The sequence below is a fragment of the Parasaccharibacter apium genome (assembly GCF_002917995.1).
Classification (GTDB): Bacteria; Pseudomonadota; Alphaproteobacteria; order Acetobacterales; family Acetobacteraceae; genus Bombella; species Bombella apis.
Genome location: NZ_LMYH01000025.1, coordinates 1 through 998 on the forward strand (window position 1 = coordinate 1; position 998 = coordinate 998).

1 protein-coding gene is annotated in these 998 nt (G+C 61.2%); it reads right to left on the reverse strand.

Annotated features, from left to right (window positions below):
• Window positions 1-998: beta strand repeat-containing protein (locus ASO19_RS09170; RefSeq protein ID WP_373364712.1), on the reverse strand; the 998-nt coding region annotated here is incomplete at both ends.

The following is a 998-nucleotide window of genomic DNA, read 5'->3' on the forward strand; positions in this document are numbered from 1 at the left end:
GAATAGGTGCTGTCACCTGTCAGGATTTCCGTCCCGCCATCGATGGTCAGGCCACCATTGCCGGAAAGAGACCCGGCGTAGGTGTCACTGGCCTTTGTCAGGGTGAGCGTGCCATCCAGCGTGCCGTTGCCGTTTCCTGCGAGGGACCCGGCGGAGGCATTGTTGCTGGTGACGGTCAGGTTCTGGCCATCATGGGTGAGGGTACCGCCGATGGTGCTTCCATTGAGTGTCAGGGACCCGTTGCCCGTATTGGTGACAGCACCATCCGTTTTGTTGCCCCCGGCGAGGGTCATGACGCCGCTGTTTGTTGTGGAGGCTTGGGACCCGCCCGTGGCGCTGAAGGTGGCATTGGCAGCGTTTGTTACGGTCCCTGCGGATGTTCCGGCAAGGGCTGTCTGTCCACCATTGCTGCTGACGTCCTTGACGATGCTGTCATTCAGGGTGACGGTCCCCGCATTGGTAACGAGATTGGCCAGTCTGGCTCCGTTCGCCACCAGTGATCCATCATTGTTCGTGACCGTTCCGGTGACGGCTGAACCATCCTGGAGGGCGGAGTGGCCGTTGTTGACAAGTGCCCCGGAAAGGGAGCCTGTCAGGGTCAGGTCACCACTCTGCCCGACGGTTGTGTCGCCGGTATAGGCCTGATGGTTCGTGAGGGTTTCTTTCCCCCCGTCAAGGGTCAGCCCGCCCTTGCCGGAGAGGATACCGTTATAGGTGTCATTGGCCTTTGTCAGGGTGAGCGTGCCATCCAGCGTGCCGTTGCCGTTTCCTGCGAGGGACCCGGCGGAGGCATTGTTGCTGGTGACGGTCAGGTTCTGGCCATCATGGGTGAGGGTACCGCCGATGGTGCTGTTGTCGAGTGTCAGGGATCCGTTGCCCGTATTGGTGACAGCACCATCCGTTTTGTTGCCCCCGGCGAGGGTCATGACGCCGCTGTTTGTTGTGGAGGCCTGGGACCCGCCCGTGGCGCTGAAGGTGGCATTGGCAGCGTTTATGAC